The sequence below is a fragment of the Secundilactobacillus paracollinoides genome (assembly GCF_001702155.1).
GTDB classification, from domain to species: Bacteria; Bacillota; Bacilli; order Lactobacillales; family Lactobacillaceae; genus Secundilactobacillus; species Secundilactobacillus paracollinoides.
The window spans coordinates 226,414-247,520 of record NZ_CP014912.1; the positions used below are offsets into that span (position 1 = coordinate 226,414).

15 protein-coding genes and 1 pseudogene are annotated in these 21,107 nt (G+C 48.0%); 1 reads left to right on the plus strand and 15 read right to left on the minus strand.

What is annotated here, in order from left to right:
- Nucleotides 1-8: 8 nt before the first annotated feature.
- The 12 genes from AYR61_RS00925 to AYR61_RS00980 form a co-directional block, all read right to left on the minus strand.
- Nucleotides 9-965: a sugar-binding transcriptional regulator gene (locus AYR61_RS00925; RefSeq protein WP_263850098.1), complete on the minus strand. Its 957-nt coding sequence runs from the start codon at nucleotides 963-965 to the stop codon at nucleotides 9-11.
- Between the two features lie 83 nt (nucleotides 966-1,048).
- The gene (gene deoD / locus AYR61_RS00930) at nucleotides 1,049-1,765 is read right to left on the minus strand and encodes a purine-nucleoside phosphorylase (protein WP_065901003.1); all 717 of its coding nucleotides are present in this window, start codon (nucleotides 1,763-1,765) and stop codon (nucleotides 1,049-1,051) included.
- A 36-nt stretch (nucleotides 1,766-1,801) separates the two neighbouring features.
- Complete coding sequence (locus tag AYR61_RS00935) at nucleotides 1,802-2,992, minus strand: phosphopentomutase (RefSeq protein WP_056987802.1); 1,191 nt, start codon at nucleotides 2,990-2,992, stop codon at nucleotides 1,802-1,804.
- A gap of 30 nt (nucleotides 2,993-3,022) precedes the next feature.
- Nucleotides 3,023-3,664, minus strand: a complete 642-nt coding sequence (gene deoC / locus AYR61_RS00940; RefSeq protein WP_065901011.1) for a deoxyribose-phosphate aldolase — start codon at nucleotides 3,662-3,664, stop codon at nucleotides 3,023-3,025.
- 263 nt (nucleotides 3,665-3,927) lie between these two features.
- Nucleotides 3,928-5,532 carry an IS66 family transposase gene (tnpC, locus tag AYR61_RS00945; RefSeq protein WP_225356495.1) on the minus strand — a complete coding sequence of 535 codons (1,605 nt, stop codon included), beginning with the start codon at nucleotides 5,530-5,532 and terminating at the stop codon, nucleotides 3,928-3,930.
- A 69-nt stretch (nucleotides 5,533-5,601) separates the two neighbouring features.
- Nucleotides 5,602-5,955, minus strand: a complete 354-nt coding sequence (gene tnpB, locus AYR61_RS00950; protein ID WP_054712984.1) for an IS66 family insertion sequence element accessory protein TnpB — start codon at nucleotides 5,953-5,955, stop codon at nucleotides 5,602-5,604.
- Nucleotides 5,936-6,127 (minus strand): hypothetical protein, encoded by a 192-nt coding sequence (locus tag AYR61_RS00955; RefSeq protein WP_054712986.1) that lies wholly within the window; start codon nucleotides 6,125-6,127, stop codon nucleotides 5,936-5,938. The genes tnpB and AYR61_RS00955 overlap by 20 nt, the downstream gene beginning before the upstream one ends.
- Before the next feature lie 595 nt (nucleotides 6,128-6,722).
- Nucleotides 6,723-7,265: a TetR/AcrR family transcriptional regulator gene (locus AYR61_RS00960; protein WP_065901014.1), complete on the minus strand. Its 543-nt coding sequence runs from the start codon at nucleotides 7,263-7,265 to the stop codon at nucleotides 6,723-6,725.
- Between the two features lie 83 nt (nucleotides 7,266-7,348).
- Nucleotides 7,349-8,569 carry a multidrug efflux MFS transporter gene (locus AYR61_RS00965; RefSeq protein ID WP_056987584.1) on the minus strand — a complete coding sequence of 407 codons (1,221 nt, stop codon included), beginning with the start codon at nucleotides 8,567-8,569 and terminating at the stop codon, nucleotides 7,349-7,351.
- Nucleotides 8,570-8,922: 353 nt separating this feature from the next.
- Nucleotides 8,923-9,711, minus strand: a complete 789-nt coding sequence (locus tag AYR61_RS00970) for a DUF975 family protein (RefSeq protein WP_065901025.1) — start codon at nucleotides 9,709-9,711, stop codon at nucleotides 8,923-8,925.
- A gap of 281 nt (nucleotides 9,712-9,992) precedes the next feature.
- Nucleotides 9,993-10,319 carry an AzlD domain-containing protein gene (locus AYR61_RS00975; protein WP_056987583.1) on the minus strand — a complete coding sequence of 109 codons (327 nt, stop codon included), beginning with the start codon at nucleotides 10,317-10,319 and terminating at the stop codon, nucleotides 9,993-9,995.
- Nucleotides 10,306-11,013, minus strand: a complete 708-nt coding sequence (locus AYR61_RS00980; RefSeq protein WP_065901028.1) for an AzlC family ABC transporter permease — start codon at nucleotides 11,011-11,013, stop codon at nucleotides 10,306-10,308. The genes AYR61_RS00975 and AYR61_RS00980 overlap by 14 nt, the downstream gene beginning before the upstream one ends.
- Nucleotides 11,014-11,230: 217 nt before the next feature.
- Here AYR61_RS00980 and AYR61_RS00985 point away from each other — a divergent pair, with 217 nt between their 5' ends.
- Complete coding sequence (locus tag AYR61_RS00985; protein ID WP_065901031.1) at nucleotides 11,231-12,241, plus strand: aldo/keto reductase; 1,011 nt, start codon at nucleotides 11,231-11,233, stop codon at nucleotides 12,239-12,241.
- Nucleotides 12,242-12,874: 633 nt separating this feature from the next.
- Here AYR61_RS00985 and AYR61_RS00990 read toward each other — a convergent pair.
- From AYR61_RS00990 to ppdK, 3 genes and pseudogenes are all read right to left on the minus strand, one after another.
- Nucleotides 12,875-15,097 (minus strand): alpha-galactosidase, encoded by a 2,223-nt coding sequence (locus AYR61_RS00990; protein ID WP_065901036.1) that lies wholly within the window; start codon nucleotides 15,095-15,097, stop codon nucleotides 12,875-12,877.
- A 674-nt stretch (nucleotides 15,098-15,771) separates the two neighbouring features.
- Nucleotides 15,772-17,681: pseudogene (locus AYR61_RS00995) on the minus strand (glycoside-pentoside-hexuronide (GPH):cation symporter).
- A gap of 233 nt (nucleotides 17,682-17,914) precedes the next feature.
- Nucleotides 17,915-20,554: a pyruvate, phosphate dikinase gene (gene ppdK / locus AYR61_RS01000; RefSeq protein ID WP_065901039.1), complete on the minus strand. Its 2,640-nt coding sequence runs from the start codon at nucleotides 20,552-20,554 to the stop codon at nucleotides 17,915-17,917.
- Between the last annotated feature and the right edge of the window lie 553 nt (nucleotides 20,555-21,107).

Consider the following 21,107-nt stretch of genomic DNA (forward strand, 5'->3'; position numbering starts at 1 on the left):
TTCCTCCGTTAGGCTTCCTCCAGTAGCTGGTGAGCGGTATCAATGTCGGTGATCAGACAATTGGTATAGCCGCCTGTTAGGGCACCTAAAATGGCATCAAATTTACGCTTACCGCCAGCTACCAGGATCGATTTTTCTTTGTTTTTAAGGTCTTCTAATTGGACACCGACCGTTCGCCGATTAATTTCAGGTACAGCCACTCGCCCCTGTTTGTCATAGAAACGTGAGCAGATGTCGCCAATAGCACGCGACTGAATCTCCGCTTGTTCGTCGTGGGTAAAGTACCCCGTCTGAAATAACAGCGCATCATCGCGCACGGTACCGACCGTGAACAACGCCACGTTACAATCACGTCCCATATCGATCAGACGCTTGATGTGCCGGTCTTCCATCACGATGTCGTGGGTCGTTTGGTTACCAAAAATCACTGGCAGCGGCAAAACGTTCGGTGCCGTATGGAATGCCTGACTGAATTTCATTAAGATTTCTTCCCCATAAACGGGCGTTGGTGTGTACGTCACACTCCCCTTGAGCTCCACGATGCGCACGTTTTGAGCCGTCTGGTTCGTGAGATGGGCTGCCACCTGATACATTGTTTTTCCCCAGCTGACCCCGATGAGGTCGCCATCTTTAACCGTTTTAGTCAGGTAATCCGCAGTAAACTTGCCAAGTTCACTTGTCAATTCATGGTAGTCGGATGCTTTGGTGTACACCACGTGAGCTTCTTTCAGACCAAATTTTTCTTCCAGTGTTTTTTCAAGGTTCTGCACGCTTGAAAATGGGTCAACGATGGTGATCTGAACGTATCCTTCATCCAATGCAAACTGGAGGAGTCGTGACACAGTTGGCCGCGAGATTGACAGTTTTTGGGCAATCTCGGCCTGACCGAGGCCTGACTCATAGTACAGTCTCGCAACCCGGATACTTTCAGCAATGCGTTTTTCACTGGCAGTCTTCTTCATCATTTGTCCTGACCTCACTTGGTTTTCTCAAAATTAGTGCATTCATTCTCCCTATCTTACCATGGTTTGACCAGTTGTCCGGACAATTATTGATCCGTGCACTTAATGGCCGTTTCTAATGAAATCTTGGCCATTTCTTCAAAGGATGTTTCCCGGTCCTCAGCAGACAAGGCTTCCCCCGTTGTCAAATTATCGCTGACTGTGTTGATCGACAGCGCCTGAACGTGGTACTTCGCAGCTAACATGTACAGGGCGGCCGTTTCCATTTCAGTGCCCAAAATCCCGTAGTCGGTCAATTGCTGATAATCGATCTCATCATTGTAGAATCGGTCAGCGCTAAAGATGTTGCCGACCTTAACGGCAACGTGGGCGTCTTGAGCGGATTGGTAAGCTTTCAACAACATATCAAAGTCAGCCGTTGGGGCATAAATGACGCCCGCTTTAAACGTGTTTTGGATGATGGCTGAATCGGTGCTGGCTGACTGGGCGATTAAAATGTCACGAATCTTGATATTTTCGCCAAATCCGCCAATACTGCCGACCCGCATCAGGTGCTTGACCCCAAAGAATTTGATCAGTTCATTAGTGTAGATGGAGATCGATGGAATCCCCATCCCAGTGCCCTGAACAGAAACTTTATGGCCCTTATAGGTTCCGGTGTAGCCGAACGCATTTCGTACCTTATTATACTGAACCACGTTTTCCATAAAGTTCTCAGCAATGTACTTTGCGCGTAACGGATCTCCAGGCATTAAAACAGTATCTGCGATATCGCCCATTTCGGCGCCAATGTGTGTACTCATGGTTATTTCCTCCGTTCGTTTGTTAGCGGTTTCAAATTATTGTAAGTCAGCTAGGAATGATGTCCCGTACTCACCCTTCTGGACGTTGAAATTATCTAGGACAGTCGCCCCAAAATCTCCGTAAGTCTGACGAATGCCTAGGGCCTTGCCACCCTTAAAGCTTGGTGACCAAACTAATAATGGCACGTATTCACGCGTGTGGTCGGTGCCCTTAAAGCCAGGGTCGTTCCCGTGGTCAGCGGTAATGATCAGCAGGTCGTCATCCTTGAGTTTGCTCATCAGTTCGCCCAAGCGAACATCGAAGGCCATTAAGGCTTTACCGTAGCCTTCAGGATTACGACGGTGGCCGTACATGGCGTCAAAGTCCACCAGGTTCGTAAAGCTGAAGCCGTGAAAGTCTTTTTCGGCGTTTTCAATCGTCTTGTCCATCCCGTCATCGTTTGATTCAGTATGAACGCCATCCGTAATGCCATGGCCAGAGAAGATATCGTTGATCTTTCCAACGGCAAGCACGTCCAGGCCAGCTGCCTTCAGCCGATCCATATCCGTTTCGTCGGTAGGTTCCAATGCAAAGTCATGACGGTTGGCAGTCCGGGTAAAGTGATCCTTATCAGGGCCAACGTATGGTCGTGCAATAATTCGGCCAATGCGGTATGGTTTGTCGATGGTAATTGACCGCGCATACTCACAGATCTTATAGAGTTCTTCGAGCGGAATCACGTCTTCATGGGCAGCAATCTGCAGCACTGAATCCCCTGATGTATAAACGATCAGGTCGCCTGTTTCCATTTGGTGCTCACCATAGTCGTGAATGACATCGGTACCGGAATATGGCTTGTTAACGATGATGTGCCGACCACTGAATTTTTCGAGCTTGTCGATCAATTCTTGTGGGAACCCTTGTGGGAAGAAGCCCAGTGGTTCTAGTACCGGCAGACCCATCATTTCCCAATGGCCGTCCATACTATCTTTACCAACGGAAATTTCATGCATCTTGCCAAAGTAGCCAGTTGGTGCCTCCGCTACCGGAACCCCCTCAATCGGGTTTTCTGGGCGAATGTTTGAGAGTCCCATTTTCTGCAGGTTCGGCACCTTAAAGTTGCCCTTGTAAAAGTCACCAATGTGGCCTAACGTATCGGCACCAACATCGCCAAAGTCCTTAGCATCGCTAGCTTCACCAATACCAACTGAGTCCGTCACAATTCCAAATACACGTTTAAACGTCATCCTGATGCGCCTCCAATTCGTCTCGTTTAATTATTCAGTCACGATCTTGGCACTGGCGCCGATTCGAGTGGCACCCGCAGCAATCATTGCTTCGGCTTCAGCCTTTGAGTGCACCCCACCAGAAGCCTTAACACCTAATCGGTCGCCGACTGTTTCACGCATTAATTTGACATCTTCAACCTTGGCACCCGCAGTTGAGAACCCAGTAGAGGTCTTCACAAAATCAGCACCGGCACTCTCAGATAATTCGCATGCGCGAACCTTTTCATCATGATCCAACAAACTCGTTTCGATGATGACCTTCAGCAACTTGCCTTCAGCATGAACAGCGTCAGCTAATGCTTTGATGTCAGCTTTAACAGCATCGTTGTGGTTAGCCTTTAATTCACCAATGTTGATAACCATGTCCAGTTCATCAGCACCATCTTTGATAGCTTGTTGGGCTTCAAAGACCTTTGATTCAGTTGACGTTGCCCCCAAAGGGAACCCGATAACCGTACAAGTGTTGACGTCTGAATCCTTCAAGCCAGCAGCCGTATGCTTGACCCAATAAGGATTGATACAAACGGAAGCAAAGTCATATTGGATGGCTTCGGCAATCGTCTTGTCTACTCGGTCTTCAGTGGCGTCTGCTGCTAATAAGGTGTGGTCGATGTATTTTGCTAATTTCATGGTGGATTCTCCTTTTTATTAAACCGTTTTACTTTTGTAACCGTTTACATAATAGCATGTGGTTGCACATTTGTAAATACGTGGTATGAAATTATGTAACATGATTGATGGGGTGAACTAGAGATAATGCTGGGGTTGTTTGGGGTGGATGGCGGTGAGAAAGTAAGCAGTAGATAACTGACCGTATTGAATACTGCGATTTCATCACAAATATAAAAAGAAGCCTGGTATGTCTCGTTCTTTGAGACATACCAGGCTTCTTACTATGATGCGTTCTTGTCTTCGTTCTTATCAGGAATTAGTACTCCAGCTTGCGCTCTTTTGACTGCCTCAAGATCGGATTCTTTGAAATTCCATGGTAAATAAGCTGCTAACTGTTCCTTTTTTGGGAAAGTTGGTAGTTGCGCAACTCCGAGTAGAATATATTCGATATATTTCGTCGGATCAATGTGATTGGCCTTGGCACTCTCGACAATTGTCATCCAAATTGCTGTTGATCTAGCACCTTCTGGGCTAGTACTGAACAGCCAGTTCTTTCGACCAATCACTAAACTCTTCATCGTTCGTTCAGCGGTGTTGTTGCTCCAGTCCATGGTTCCATCGTTCACGATTCGGCTCAGATACATGCGTTGATCAGCCGCGTAAGTCACGGCTTTACCTAGTCGGGACTTAGCTAGCCCGTCATAGTGATCGACCCACTGCCAGAACTGTTTTAAAAGCGGTCTTATTTTACTACGCCGACGTCGCTGGCGTACTCGTGGAGAAAAGTGTTGCCAGGTCTTTTCGAGTCGAAACATGCTGTTGATCAATCGCAAGGGTGTTTCAACGTACTGTTTATCGGCATCAAACGCATCTTTGAACTTTCGCCGGACGTGCGCCCAACAGCCGACGCGCTTGATTGCCTGATCACCAAGCAGATTATAGCCCGCATATCCGTCGCATTGTAACACACCTTGATACGTGCTATAGAGTTGTTTCTGCGCGAATGAACCAGCTCTGGTCTGGCTATAAGCATAGTACACAATCCGATTGGTTAGCTTCAAAGGGATGGTCGCGACCCACATGTAAGATCTTGACTTTGCTGCCCGACCAGGCTCGTTAATAACTTGGATTAGTGTTTCATCACCTTGAAGGTGATGACGGGCAATTAATTCTCGGTGGATCAGACCATACAATGGTTCTATCAGTTGGCTAGTTTTGATGATCCAATTAGCTAAGGTCCCCTCTGAAACATTAAAGCCGCCCTGTTTAAGGGCTCTTTGTTGTCGATACAAGGGCAGATCTAACAGAAACTTGTCACTGATCACATGCGCTGCCAGCGATGCTGACAATGGACTATGGGCTAATAAACCATGCGGCGCCTGGCTCTGAAACATATAAGTAAGGCCAGTTTGTCTTTCACATTCACTGCAGGTGCCAGTTTCTATGTAGATTCTTTTAACGTACAGGCGTCCCGGTTCGTAACAGACTTCTTGGCGGACAAATTTTTTGCCGACGATGAGCCAGTCAGAGTGTCCGTGAGGACACTGACTGGCATCGAATGGAATTAAAACGTCCTGAACCGGCAGGTCAGGACTGATTGTTTGTTTGCGTGTCTTCTGTTTCGACCTGATCTTGGTTATTACTTGGTAGGTCTCTTCGCTTTGGTTCCCAGTTTGCTCTGGTTCGGTAAAAACACCACTTTGTCCGAATAATGACAATTGATCAGAATTAATTCTTTCAGAGCTTTGGCCATAGATCTTTTTGGTTAAAAATGCCACCTGTTCTTCCAGAAGTAGAATCGTCTGTTTTAGTTCGTGCACTTCTTGTTTTAGCTCAGTGTTCTGTCGAATTAGTTCGGCTTCAATATTTTTTACGTGCTTAGCCATCGCATTCACTCCTTTCCGTATATAAGAGTTGTTGAAATGAGTTTACCACTCGCTAAACGGGTTTAAAAGCTATTTTTTGTGACCCGGTGGGGTCACTTGATGAATGGTCGACTCCAGCGACCACCCGCTCAGGAGACGAAGTAACTGTTTGGGATTTAGCTTACGAATTGCAGCTTGATCAACTGGCCATTGGAGTCGACCATTCTCAATTCGTTTGTATAATAACAGGAATCCGTCACCATCCCAGTACAGTGCTTTGAATCGGTCTTTACGACTCCCGCAGAACAAATATAACGCGCTGTTATATGGGTCCAAATCAAATTGATCTTGAACCACCCCAGCTAGACCATCAATTCCTTTTCTTAAATCTGTTTTTCCGCAGACCAGAAAGATCTGATGAAGCTTATTTTGGTCGATTATCATCGCTAAACACCGCCTTTAGGAATGCATCTAAAATATAACCATTAATGTGATTGTAGATAATGACAGATTTGTTGGTGCCGACTTTGATGTGCATTGCTTTCGTCGTAACCGTTGGTTGCGACTGTGGCGTTTGACCCATGCGAATTTGAACAATATCAGGTTTTTCAGTCATAAAAAATTACCTCACCAATTTTATTTGATGAGGTAATCGTAAATCATTTTAGAGTTGATTTGAATACGGTCGGTTATCTACTGCTTACGTGAGAAACGCTGTTGTGTTGGGGATTGGATAGAAAAAGCGTTCAGAATGGTTTTCTGAACGCTTTTTTCTAATTTATTTTTCTATTGGTAATTGCTTAGGCTGGGAAAGTGTGTGGTTAGTGAGTGTTTTCTTGGCAAGAATGCCAAAACGTGTTCCACAAGCGGGGCTAACGTGTAACGGACTCTGGCAAAAAAGTCAGACCCAGGATTGTACTTTCTATCAGCCGACTGGTTACGGCTACTGACTTTCTTGGCAACCGTGCCGAAACGTGTTCCGCAAGGCAAGAGGCGACCATGTAACGGTCTCTGGCAAAAAAGTCAGACCCGGGATTGTGTCTTTTTGGTCCGCCGACTGGTTATGGTTACGGCTTTCTTGGCAACCGTGCCGAAACGTGTTCCGCAAGGCAAGGGATGGCCATGTAACGGACTCTGGCAGAAAAGTCAGACCCGGACTTTTCTGCCAGAGTCCGTTACATTCTGCCCCTTAACCGCCTTGCTCCACACTCTTACTTTGTCAACTTCCCCACAATATCCGACATTGTATCTTCAAGCTCTTGCTTATCGATTTTTTCAACGTCGTTTTGCACATAATACTCCATGACGCCCATCATCATGCCTTCTACGACACTGATCATGAGGTCTGGGTGCTCCGCCGTTACCATGAGTTGGATCATTGGGTCCGTGTCCGTTGGAGTCTCCTTGACCCTTCTATGGACCATATCCCACAAAATCTGGTTTAAGATATCATTTAAGTTTGACCGGCTTTGGCGACTTGGTGACAAGTGCCGCAACAGTGGCCAGTATGCTTCCACATAATTCACAAATTGGTTCATCAGCGCTTGGTCTGGAACCGATTGGCTGATGGTGCTTTCAATCGCGTTAAACAGCAGGTCGTTTTTGTCCTTAAAATACCGATAAAAGGTACTGCGGGTCACAAAACTGGCATCCGATACTTTTGAGACACTGATGGTGTCAAAATACTGTTCTGCTAATAAGTCTAAAAACGCAGTAATAATTTGATGCCGCGTCCGTTCTTGTGCTCTGCCCATAAATTGACACTCCTACTTATTAATTTAATCCAAATTCAATTTTACTGAATCGCTGTGACGCTTTCAAGTGATTGTCTCGTTTCTTACGCGGTTTTAACCGTTTTCCGGTCGTGGCGATACGCCAATCCCACGACTGCCAAGTTAATGAGAACCAATCCAGTAGTCATTAAGAAAACGTAACGGTAGTCTAGAACACCAGCTACAAGTGAGGCAAGCATTGGACCGACAACCGACCCAATGGCCTGTGAGGACTGGTTGTAACTAAAGATTCGACTGATGGCTTCCGACGGTGTATCCAGCGTCATGACCGTTTGGGTAACTGGTAGTAACGCTGCATCCGAAATCCCCACCAGAAACCTGAAGATGCCCAGCGTGAACACACTCGTCACAAAGTACATCGGCAGGAACATGCAACCGCAGAAAATCAATCCGGCAATGAGCACCTTCTGTGGGCCAATATGATCACTTAGCGCCCCAAGCCGGGAAGCGGCCAGCAGAGTGGCAATCCCGGGCAGCGCGGCAATCACCCCACTGGTCATGGCAACGTTGCCGTGACCATGCATCAGTTCTTTCACAAACAAACTGATAATGGGATTGATCGACGTTGTTGCGGCTTGAATCAGCATTGATGAAATAATCATCGCCCAAACAATACTCTTGTGTTTGATGCCCGCAAACGCGTTTTTATTGGCCAACGGGTTGTGCACGTCCATCGGCTTAAAGTCTTCCTTCACGAAGAACAGCGTCACGATTGTCGCAATAAACATCAGGCCCCCAAAAATAAAGAATGGCACTTGATATCCGAATAAGCCGGCAATGTAACCACCAAAAATTGGGCCGATCAATTGACCGCCGATATTGCCAGTAGTGAGCGTCCCCATCGTCTGACCGCTCTTATCATTCGGTACCTCACTAGCAATCAGCGCATACGCGTTGTTGATGTAGCCCGAAAAACAGCCCTGTAATAACCGCAGTCCAATCAGGACCCAGACGTTTGGCGAAAAGCCCGTTAACGTTGCTGTAATGGTCATCCCAGCTGCCGCGCGCATCAACATGGGTTTCCGGCCAGTCCGGTCAGCCAGTTTGCCCCAAAGCGGGGACACGATGGCTTGACTTAAAAACGTGACCGAAAACGCCAACCCGGCGTATAAGTTCAGTTGAAACTTTGAAAAATGATCCATGGTGCTAATAAAGAGCGGCAAGAATGGCAAGCTCATACTAGCACCGGCACCCGTAATAAAGTTACCCAGCCACAGCGCATACAGGTTTTTTTGCCACTGTGGCTTTCGATTTGTGTCAGCCAATTTTTCTCTCCTAATTAAATTAATCCTGATTAGTGTATCATGGATTAACGTTTGAGATAAGGGCGGTCAGAATCGAGTTTGGGTTGTAACCGTACCACTGACTGGCTAAAACAAGACACTCGTCTTAATTTCTAATCGTTAAAATTTGTTTGCTTGGCTACCTTGCCGAAACGCGTTACAGAAGGCAGAGGGCTACAGCGTAAGCCGACTCTGGCACAAATGCCAAACCCGGCATTTCTGCCAGAGTCGGCTTACGCTCCGCCCTCTAAACGCCTTCTTCCACGCTCTGCCTCACAAAAAAGACCCGCTGGTGACACTTAAACAAGCGTACGAACAGGTCTTTATTTTTGCTACTAGTCGTCCTTCGGCGTATCAGTTGGTTTATCAGCATCTGGTTGGTTATCAGGCGCCGTTGTCTCATCCGTCTCTGATGGTGTGTCACCATCGTCGGCAGTCGTTTCATCGACTGGTGTTTCTTCACCAACGACCGTTACGGGCTCGTCCGTGGTCTCACGCTGACCATCAGCTAGGTGCACGTAATAGTTTGCCATGGTCTGCTGATAGTATGGTTCTACCCAGAAGAATGGCAAGATAACGATACATGACAGCCACCAGAGAATGAAACTCAGTTGGAGCACAAAGTACTCTGCCTTGTGTCCGTCCATCATCTCACGACTCTTCGTAATGGCTTCTAAAAAGCTGATCTTGTGGCCCTGGTCTAAATAGTCACGATAAATATAAATCGCTTGAGAATAAGAAAAGCTCTTAATAATACCAGGAATAACAAATAGCAGTGACCACAGGAACGTTAAGATGAACATGACGATCGATAAGCCAATCGTCCCGATGAAATAGTCCCCTCGGTTGGCGATGGTAAACGACTTGCTAACGGGCGCTTCATAGTCCCCGACCCCACGCGCAAGGTCAATCATGACAAAGGTGATACCGACCATGAGCAATGAGCTGGCAAACGTAATGATCCACGACCAAGACAAGGTCTGGGTGTTATCAACCCGCTCAATGGTCTGGGTAATGCCTGAGGCAATATCCAAAATATAAAATGGTAGCAACAAGACCAAGTAAAACTTAAAGTGTCCATTCAATAAGTCCTTGGCCTGTGCCTTTAATTCAGCACGATCCATGAGTCTTCCCCTTTCAAAACTTCACTGTGTTTTAAGTGTACCAAACTTTTTTCAAAACCCCTAGTAACTAGACGATGTCAACGATGCTTAGATTTTAAGACACGTACTATTCCCTGATATAACACCGTTTTTCAAAAATAACCTCCCTCATAATAGTGCCCTTACCAAGCCCTTCAAGCAACCATTAATTCCCCTTAAATTTGTCGGTAAATAGCTGGGTTCACGCCTTAATAACGCAAAAAAGCCTGATTCGTTTTTTTAAACCAGACTTTTTTCAGCATCTACATCACGAATTTGATGACACCCAGTGAAATGACGCCGACGATCACAATGATCATTAAATTTTTAGAAATCACCGCGCTAATAACGGTTGGCACACTCGCAATGACATTTTCAACATTGAGACTTGGCAGCGATCCTAAATGTTGCACGAGGAGACTCTCTACCCAGAGCGCTGTCATAATACTAATTGGCACAAAGCTGAGAAAGTTGACCACGATCTTGGGTAACGTAAACTTCTTCAATAACACGAACGGCAGGATTCGAGAAAGCCAGGTCACCAGACCGCTGAATATAATCACCAGTAAAACGTACTTATCTAAGGACATGTTTTAAAGTCACCCCAAACGTGCACCCTAACAGGGCAGCAATTAATAGTAGGATATTTTCTGGAATAACCGCGAGTCCAAGGTACATTACCACGGCCACAAAGCCCACAACGCCCAGTTGAATCCCCAACCGGATCGTTTTGTCAGTAATGATCTGCAAGTACAGCAGCCCAATGAACATTGCGACCAGCGCAAACCCAAGGCCAAACTGTTCCGGATTCGTAATGAGATTACCAAGCGCCCCACCGATACCAGAGGCGGCAAACCAGGTCAAATAAGCCGTTAAGTTGGCGCTATTAAACCACGAATAGGAAAGCCGGTGGTCCGTGTAATTCAACTTATTCATACTCAACGCAAAGGTCTCATCGGTCAGCAATGTCCCGATCCAAACGTTCCGCAATAGACTTTCCTTTTTCATGTACGGCGCGATAACGGTGCTCATTAGTATCATTCGCGAATTCACCAGAAAAACGGACAGGACGATGGATAAAATATTAGCGTGCAGCGCGGCCATGCTGACGATTACAAACTGGGCTGACCCCGCATATGTAATGAGTGACATGAGTATGATCTCCAGCACACTCAAATGGTTGGACTGGCCAATGATCCCAAATGCTATCCCGATGCCAATGTAGCCGAATGCAGTTGGAATCGTGTCTTTAAACCCGACCCGGGCAGTTAATTCACCGGTCATTTTCATCATCCCTTAATTTAGTCATAGTCCTATCTTATGGGACGAGGGTCAGTCATGTCAACGGTAATTGTCGAATTGATCATCCAATTATCGGGCACGAGTCTAGGATAAGATTAATATTCAATAAGAACAGTTATTTCTGGCAAAGGTCGTCCCAGCAGTTTACACAAGTGTATACTGAATGTAACCGATTTCTTATTATGAAAGGGGAACATTCATGTATACAGCAAATCCAACCCGTTACGACAAGATGGTCTACAATCACCTTGGCAATAGCGGTCTTCAACTCTCCGCCCTTGGACTCGGGCTATGGCACAATTTTGGCAGCGTCGATCCGTATGACAATCAGCGCGCCATCATTCAACAGGCATTTGACCTGGGCATTACCTACTTTGACCTCGCCAATAACTATGGCCCCATTCCCGGCAGCGCTGAAGAAAATTTCGGCCACATTTTGGCGACTGATCTTAAACCCTACCGCGACGAGATCGTCATCGCTAGCAAAGCCGGCTACGACATGTGGCCCGGCCCGTATGGGAACTGGGGCTCGCGCAAATCGATCATTGCCAGCGCGGACCAATCCCTGAAACGCATGGGACTGGACTACGTGGATATTTTCTACACGCACCGGCCAGATCCTAATACGGACGTCTTTGAAACGGCCCAAGCGCTTGACACCTTGGTTCGTCAAGGTAAGGCACTTTACGTGGGAATCTCAAACTATAACGGCGCCCAAACCGAAGCCATTATGAAATGCTTCAAGGAGCTGCATACGCCGTTTGTGATTCACCAGCCGCGCTACAACATGTTTAACCGGCAACCAGAAACTGACCTCTTCCCCGTTCTGAAGGCAAACCATAAGGCCGCGGTCGGCTTCAGTTCTCTGTGTCAGGGCCTGCTGACTGATAAATATCTCAACGGCATCCCGGAGAATTCCCGAGCTGCCAGCAGCAACAGCCCATTCCTGCACCCAAGTCAGGTTGAACAGACCTTAAAGACCGTCAAGGCGTTAAACGAGGTGGCACATGCCCGTAACCAAGCCTTGGCAGAAATGGCGCTGGCATGGAACCTGCGCAATCCAGAAATGGCCTGTGTCCTGATTGGGGCTAGTCGACCTGAACAGTTGTTGGATAATGTGAAGGCACTGGATAACCTGGCGTTTTCTGATGATGAGTTGAGTGAGATAGATCGGATTTTGGGGGAACAGGATGGGGTGAACTGGGGCTAGAGTGTGGAGCAAGGCGGTTAAGGGGCAGAATGTAACGGACTCTGGCAGAAAATCCTGGGTCTGGATTTTTTGCCAGAGTCCGTTACATGGCCGCCCCTTGCCTTGCGGAACACGTTTCGGCACCGTTGCCTAGAAAGTTGTCGCGAGAACACCTTCAGAATCAAGCCACGCAATTCTGAATTTCATAGATTTAAATGAATTAACTTATATTCAAAGAATTATCGACAAATAAAAGTCAAAAAAAGGAATCAGGCAATTGCTCGATTCCTTTTTTGGCTGTAAAACTGTAATTTATATTTGCTATATTACCAAAATTACATAATTGGCAAGCCGATGGATTTAACTGGCATTTATTTAGAGAAGTCCTTGCGATGTTGTCCTATGCTTCATAGCCGAAACGTGTTCCAGAAAACAGAAAGCTGCGTGTAAGCCAACTCTGGCCAAAAAGTCAGACCCGGACTTTATGGTTTTAGCTCTCGTGCCGTCCTTGCGACGTTGTCCTATGCTTCATAGCCGAAACGTGTTCCGCAAGGCACGGGGCTAACGTGTAACGGACTCTGACCAAAAAGTCAGGCCCAGACTTTTCGGTCAGAGTCCGTTACACACCGCCCCTAAACCGCCTTGCTCCACACTCTAAACTTCATCCACCAAAAACAACCGCGAACTAAAATCCGCATCCTTCCGTGAACCAGCCGTCCCATCGAAATTATGGTCCAGAAACAATCCTGCGTTCATCAGTTCGTCACCGTAGTATGTCCGCTGACCCTCATTCACGCGATACTGCTTATCTGGATCCAGCCCCTTCAGCTTCAATCGCAGATATGGTGCGTTTGGTCGGTTCAAGATCTGATACCGCACAGCGATGGCATGGCTCTTCGTTTCATCGACTGCGATCCAGCTCATCACGTTATGGTCCTTTTCAAACGGACTAGTGATTCGGTACAGTTTCCCGAACTGGAAAACGGACCGATGTGCCTTATAGAACGCGACCTGGTGCTGAATCGTTGCACTGTCGGCTACTGATAACTTGGAGATGTCCAGTTCATAACCGAAAGCACCGAAGAACGCAACGTTCGCTCTTGTTTCAAGTGGCGTGTACCGGCCAATCTGTTCGTTTGGCGACACCGACACGTGAGCACCCATCATCGACTGCGGATAGCCATACGAGGTCCCATACTGAATCTTGATCCGCTCAACGGCATCCGTATCATCGCTAGTCCAAGCTTGAGGCGCGTAGTACATCATCCCAAGGTCAAACCGCCCGCCACCAGAAGCGCAGGATTCAAACAACACATCAGGAAACGCCTTTGTCAGTCGCTCATACAGTTGGTAAACGCCTAAAATGTAACGGTGCGGCAACTCTAACTGTTGATCCACTGGCAAGCTGCAGCTAAACAACTCTGTGATGTAGCGGTTCATATCCCATTTCACATAGTCAAGCTTCGTATCCGCCATGACCTTGCTCATCATGTCATACAAGTAATCCACAACTTCTTGCCGACTAAAATCAAGGACGTATTGATTCCGACCCGGCGTCATTCGCCGATCTGGCGCGTGAATCACCCATTCTGGATGCGTGCGATACAGCTCACTGTCAATCGAAATCATCTCGGGTTCAAACCAGAGGCCGAATTGGAGGCCTAGGTGATGCACCTTCCCCGCAAAATCGCCAATGCCATTGGGTAACTTGCTGTGGTCAACGAACCAATCACCTAACGAGGTGTGATCATCATCACGGTGACCGAACCAGCCGTCATCCAGCACAAACATTTCAATGCCAAGTTCCTTTGCTTTACGCACGATCTTCAGCAATTTTTCTTCATCGAAATCAAAGTATGTCGCTTCCCAGTTATTGACTAGAATCGGCCGTTCCTTCTTCACATACTGTGAGTTCACTAAATGTTCTGAATAGAACGTCGCCAGTTGTTGACTCAATTGGTTCATCCCGTTCGCAGTATAACTGAACACACACTCAGGCGTCTGAAAACTCTTGTCTGGCATTAACTGCCAAGCAAACGTTTCAGGATTGATACCAACCAACACCCGTGTCGTGTCATAGTGATCCACTTCGACTTGATCTAAGAAGTTCCCAGAATAGACAAGGTTAAACCCAAAGACGCCGCCAGCATCCTCAGTCGTTTCCGGTCGGGCAAGCATCATAAATGGATTTTGCTGCGGACTCGAGGATCCACGAACACTGTCAATGGCTTGAATGCCTGAGCGCAAGTGCGTTCGGATCAGATGACGTTCACGCGCCCAACCGCCTGAGAATTGCACCATATCATAGTCGGCGTCAGGCAGGTCTAACTGCCCACTCAAGGCACTGTTGAGTGTCACGGCATCAGTGCCGTGGTTGAGGAAGGTTGCGCTGCGCACGATCACATCCTGATTGGGAAAAACCGTGTAGTTTAACGCAATCTCAAGTTTCGTCACTTCGTCATGCAGATAAATGACCAGGGTCTCAACATCATCACCACTGTCGTCAAAGGTCGAAGGAAAGCCCGTTAAACGCTGTTTGCCCTGTTTAACTTCATAGTGATCGTAAATAAAATCAGTGATCCGGCTGCCATTTGTCTGTGTTACCTGATACGCTGGCCGGTGATAATCACCGGTACCAAACGCGGCGTACTCTTGTTTGATTGCATCCAACTGATACGTTGGCTGGTCTAACGCATACGCTGGCATGGAGTTTTTCAGCTCACGCTTCGTTAAATTCGCGTACTCTGGCCGAACATGAACCTGACTGCCATAGTACAACTGGCCTAACTGACCGTTAGCTAACACTTGAAAAATATAACTTGTAGTTGCTGTCTGTAAGTGGAATAACTGGTGTGCTTCATCAACATGAATTGCCACAATGATTCCTCCTAAAATTTATTTACGTCTCCATTATCAAGCCAATTACCCCTAATCTCAATCCTGAAATTAGGGGTAATTGGTGGTTAAAGCTCTAAATTACCGCTGCGTTGCGCTGTTCGGCCCTGCCGGCTGAGGTGGGGTCGCTTTGGGGGAGTTGTTGAATGTCTGTGTAGAAATTCAAGTATCTCAACGTCTCCCGTATTAGTAACCGACCAAGATACGGTCGCCAACTAATACCGACACCACAGCCTGCAATGCCGAACAGCTCCACTACGCTACATTGTGGAACTGTCCCAGCAGATAACAACCCAACAAATTTCTATCGTCCATTCAGGTGATGAGTTGTCATTACTTCCCCGAACAACGTTTGAAGCATTGCTGTCCATAACCTTAGTTGCAGTCGAGGGCGGATTCTCTTCGAACTCGGGTTGCTGCAATTGGTCATGCTTAATCAGCGGTTAAAGTAAGCGCTATGTGAGTGGAATGAAGCAATTTGGCACGGCATCGTGGTGTCGATGGCACTTGATGGCCGTATTTTGGCCATTTAGTGCCATGCGAGTCGAATGAGATCCACTCGAGAGCTGCGCAGCAGAAATCGAGTTAGCTCATTCGCGAGCCACTTCGATGCCGTGCCAAATTGCGGAATGCAACGCACTCTCCCCCTGGATTAATTAATCCGTTGAAACAGTCAGCAGCGTTTCCCCATGGGCAATCAAACCAGTTACATGTGTCAGGGCGAGATTCTTGGCGTGGTCGGTCATGACGACCATGACGGTGTCATCGTACCCGGCTTTTTCAATGGCTGGCCGCCAGAATTCAATCAGGAGGTCGCCCTTTTTAACGTGCTGATTCTTTTCAACGTAGGACACAAATCCAGTACCGCGCATGTTGACTGTGCCAATACCAATGTGGATCAGGGTTGCGACACCGTTTTCCGCTACCAACCCAATTGCATGCCGCGTCGGGAACGTCACCTTCACATCGCCGTCAAAAGGCGCATAGATGCGACCATCACTTGGTTTGATGGCAATCCCCTGACCCATCTTACCAGAAGCGAAGTTTTCATCTGAAACCGTGTTGAGTGGGACTAACTCGCCGTCGATCGGTGCTGCGTAGTCAAGAGCGATCGCACCATCCGTAGCGCTAATGAAGTCCACGTCTTCCCCTAATGTCTTGCCCCAGGTCTTTTCAAGTTCTTCAACGATCTTAGCGTGTTCCGCTTCATCAGGGTCACCTTCTTAAAGAAAATGAACGTCCCAAGCAGGACAAGCGCTAATGGCACACCAAACATCATAAGTTTAAAAACCGTGTGACCGTGCGTTGTAATGTTAGAAGCTGAGGCGCCGGCAGTCATTCCTGCCCAAACAGCTGTCAGCCCAACGACACCGTTGGAAATCGCGCCACCCATTTTGTCCAGTAGCGGCCGAACAGAAAGTGTCAGTGATTCGTCACGATGGCCGAACTTTAACTGGCCGTATTCAACAGAGTCGGTGATGATCATCAAAACGACTAAGAAAACGAGTGGTTGTGGAATGTAGAACAACACTGCCGCGAGGAGGACAAGGGTCAATGAGTTGCCGGCAAATAAGAAAATGGCAAGGGCAACGACCATGATACTGATGGAAATAAAGAACACGTTTCGTCGACTGAACTTCTGCGCCATTGGTGGGAAGGCCAGCACGGCGAAGATCCCGATCACTGCGTTGATGGAGGCCAGAATACTAAACTGCGATGCATCCCCTAAAATGTAGGTGAAGTAGTAGAGTTCCAGCGCGTTGGTGATCTGAATACCTGACGTGTACAGTGCGTATGTCAGTGATAACCACATTAACTGGTCGTTTCGGGTCAGTACCTTTAAGACGCCTCTAAACGTGGTCTTCTCCTTGTTTTTCCGCAACTCTGAATGTTTTTCCTTCGTTCCTAGGCCAACAACAACGGCCGAGACAAAGGACACCGTCGCAACGACCAGAGCAAAGGCGAACCAACCGCGATTGTCCCCCTGACCATTGTTGGACACTTGTGAGAACATCAGCACAATCGGCATCACCATAATACCGACAATGTTGGAGCCGATATTGGACCCAACCCGCGCATAGGTCGCGGTTTTTTCACGTTCCCGCGAATCAAAGGAAATGGCGGGAATCATGGACCAGAACCCGACGTCTTTAAACGAGTAGAAGATGTCCATCGTGATGTACAGAATGGTAAAAATCACCAGGTACAACATTGGGTTGGAGGCGTTCAGGCCACCCATGTTCGTAAATAAAATGGCGATCGTAATGGCACTGATCAGGCCACCGCCAACGATCCACGGCTTGAAATTCCCCCAGCGCGTCGACGTATTGTCGATCGTGTTCCCAATGAATGGGTCGATGGCGAGTTCAACGAACCGTAAGATCATAATGATCAGCGTGATATACCCGATCATTTTGGCCCCGTTAGCGCCCGAACTCTTATCGAACAGGTGCGCCGTAACGAACATAATGAAGTACGTTGACAGTGTTGCGTAAAACATATCATGACCAAACGCCCCAAACGCGTATGAGAGACGTGAGGTAAGGACTTGTCCTTTTCTTTCCATGAGAAACTCCTCTAACTAAACAGTATTGTGGTTCGCGTGAATAATGTGGTGCAAATAAGTGCAACGCGGTACCGATAATAATGGGCTGTCGCAGGTACCGCGAGTGCCTGCTAGGCTGCATCACTGCAGGATAAGCGGGCGTGGGCTTGTAGCTGACTGTTACCGACAACATCGTTTATTAGAAGGTTCCTAACACAAGTGTAATCGCTTTCAATCAACTTAACTCCTCCTGATCAGACAGTGGCCTTCTTCAGGGCTTGCGTCGCCTTTAGGGTGGCCTGTGCCGAAGCTAGGCGTGCCACTGGGACCCGGTAAGGCGAACAGGATACATAGGTAATGCCAATGGTGTTGAAGAACCCAATTGATGCCGGGTCGCCGCCAACTTCGCCACAAACGCCAATTGGCAATTCGGGCTTGGTACTGCGCCCCTTTTCAATGGCGATCTTCATCAACGCACCAACCCCTTCAACGTCCACCGTCTGGAACGGATCCGCTGGCAAGATACCCTGCTTGATGTATTCAGGCATGAATGAGCCAACGTCGTCACGTGAGTAGCCAAAGGTCAGCTGAGTGAGGTCGTTTGTCCCAAAACTAAAGAAGTCCGACGCTTCAGCAACCTGGTCTGCGGTCACACAGGCCCGCGGCATCTCCATCATCGTGCCAACCGTGTACGCCAATTTAAAGTCCTGGTCAGCCATCATCGCTGTTAATTGATCTTCAACAAGCTGGCGGACCCATCCCATTTCTGACTTCGAATCGGTGAGCGGAATCATGATATGCGGGTGCACTTCAAGCCCCTCATCATGGAGTCGCAACACTGCCGTCATAATGGCCCGAACCTGCATCTGATAAATGTCCGGGAAAGTAACCGCCAGCCGGTCGCCCCGATGTCCCAGCATGGGATTCAATTCCTTCAGGGCGTTGGTACGGTCGCGTAATCGTTCGGGCGTAATGCCGGTTTGGTGCGACACCGCCTGGATCTCATTTTCATCGTGTGGCAAAAATTCATGCAGCGGCGGATCAAGCAGTCGAATCGTAACTGACTTATCGCCCGCCAATTTGTACAACTGGTAGAAATCGTCCTGCTGCATCCGTTGCAGTTCAACCAACGGCGCCTTTCTGCCTTCAGCATCCTCAGCTAAGATCAACCGGCGCATTTGCAGGAGCCGTTCTGGTTTAAAAAACATGTGCTCCGTTCGCGTCAGCCCGATGCCATCAGCATCAAAATCGAGCGCTTTTTGGAAATCTTGCGGCGTATCCGCATTCGTATAAACGCCCATCGAGGCTGTGTCCTTGGCCCAGTCTAGCAGGGTCGACAGGTCGCCCTTCACCGTGGCATCACTGGTTGCTAACTGACCTAAATACAGGTCACCAGTGGTACCGTTAACCGAGACCCAGTCGCCTTCGTGAATCTCTTGATGATTCACTACGGCCTTTTTCGCCTGGTAATCAACCGTGATCTCATGAGCACCAACCACCCCCGTCGATCCCATGCCACGAGCAACCACCGCTGCGTGCGAGGTCATCCCGCCACGGGAAGTCACGATGGCTTTGCTGGCAATCATCCCCTCAATGTCTTCCGGCGAGGTGTCCTGACGCATCAAGATCACCTGTTTACCCGTTTCAGCAGCAGCCTTTGCTTCAGCAGCCGTGAAGTAAACTTGACCAGTCGCAGCGCCTGGTGACGCTGGCAGCCCAGTAGTGAGCACAGTTTGTTTGGCTAGGGTTTCTGGATCGAATTCAGGGTGCAGCATTGCTGAAACAGACTCTGGATTGATCCGTAATAGTGCTTCCGCCTCGCTGATGAGTCCCTCATGCACCAAATCAACCGCAATTTTGACTGCCGCATACGGCGTTCGTTTCCCATTTCGCGCCTGCAACAGGTAGAGCTTGCCGTGTTCGATCGTAAATTCCAGATCTTGCATATCGCGATAGTGCGTTTCCAGTTTGGTCGCAATCGTTGCGAACTGGGCGTACATCTCCGGCATCTCTTTTTTGAGCACATCGATCGACTGCGGGGTTCGAATCCCGGCCACCACGTCCTCGCCCTGCGCGTTCAGCAGGTACTCGGCGAACAGCTGCTTCTCGCCGGTTGCGGGGTTACGGGTGAAGGCAACGCCAGTTCCGGAATCCTCACCAGCGTTCCCAAAGACCATTTCTTGAACGTTCACCGCAGTCCCCAGGTCTTCAGCAATATGATTTTGTTTGCGGTAGACCTGAGCCCGGTGGTTATTCCAGGATTCAAACACCGCATTGATGGCGGCCAATAGCTGGTCCTTAGGCGCCTGTGGAAACTCGGGGACGTTATCCGTGCCATACAGTGCCTTGAATTGTTGGACGATTTGTTTAAGGTCCTCCGCTGTCAGTTCAAGGTCGCTGGCATAGCCGTGCTGCTGTTTGATGGTGGTAAGGATCTGGTCAAACCCATCCTCGGACAAGCCGTACACCACATTGCCGAACATCGCAAGCAAGCGGCGATAACTATCGTAGGCAAACCGCTCGTTGTGCGTCAGGTCAGCGAGTGCGACAACGGTCTCATCATTGAGACCAATGTTTAAAATGGTATCCATCATCCCCGGCATCGAAATGGCGGCACCGGAACGGACAGAAATCAGCAACGGCTCAGTCTGGCTGTTAAATGTCTTGCCAGTAACCTGTCGCAGCTGATCCAGTGCGGTATCCAGCTCCGTCAGTAACGCGTCACTTAGCTTCTGGTGTTCTTGATAATCATGACAAGCTTCCGTTGTTAGCGTGAAGCCGTGAGGGACTGGCAAACCCAGGTTGGTCATCTCAGCAAGGTTGGCACCCTTCCCGCCGAGCAACCCACGCATATTCATATTACCTTCCGAAAACGCATAGATTTGTTTTGTCATATAATCACTCTTTCTGCAAATAACACGTTATATTTTCCTGATTACACTTTATATTAAACGTGATTAAAAAACAAGGTATTTTCGATAGAAGATGCTTCAAGCGTTGACATAATGGGATATGTAAATTTTAGAGGTGGTTTAATTATTACGTTATGTTTTTGGAAACAACTAACTGTTATGACATTATTATTGTTTGGTTGGGAAATAGCGGTGTTTTTCATCGCACATTTTTGGCGTTTAGTTGTTTTCAAAGGGAAAATAAAAGTGCATGCGATTGGATTCGCATGCGGCTTTTTGACTTTTTGATTGTGATAATTCTGATTTACTTGGGTTGATGGCTTTCTTTGCTGCTTTGCCGAAACATGTTCCGCAAGGCTGAGGGCTACTCGTAAGCAACTCTGGTCACAAAAGTCAGACCCGGATTTCCTCGCCATAGTGCCTGTTGCGACGAGCTTTCTGACCTCATAGCTGAAACGTGTTCCGCATGGCTGAGGGCTACTGCGTAAGCAACTCTGGTCAGAAAAGTCAGGCCCGGACTTTTCTGACCAGAGTT